This is a genomic window from Citrobacter sp. TBCS-15 (assembly GCF_005280815.1).
In the GTDB taxonomy this organism is placed as follows: domain Bacteria; phylum Pseudomonadota; class Gammaproteobacteria; order Enterobacterales; family Enterobacteriaceae; genus Citrobacter; species Citrobacter werkmanii.
In genome coordinates, this window is record NZ_SZWK01000195.1 from 1 (window position 1) to 264 (window position 264).

Consider the following 264-nt stretch of genomic DNA (forward strand, 5'->3'; position numbering starts at 1 on the left):
AATGTATTTTCTTGGCTAGTACACCATTCTAGGTTATTTAAATCGTTATTTTGCTTGTTTCCGTCAATATGGTTTACTATTTTTTTATTTTCTGGGTTAGGAATAAAAGCGAATGCTAATAATCTATGTTTTTTCACTTTCAAAGTTCTATTATCAAAACTTGCTGAAAATTGATAATAACCGTCTTTATCTTTGCTCTCTTTTTTTTGTTTACCGTTTTTAGAAAATAGTTTTCCGTCTTTTGTTAATGTGTATCTTTCTAAC

General features: G+C 27.7%; 1 protein-coding gene. It reads right to left on the reverse strand.

Features of this window, described 5'->3' with window-relative positions:
- On the reverse strand, window positions 1-264 hold a 264-nt coding region (locus tag FDW96_RS12635), incomplete at both ends, for an HNH endonuclease signature motif containing protein (RefSeq protein WP_137365781.1).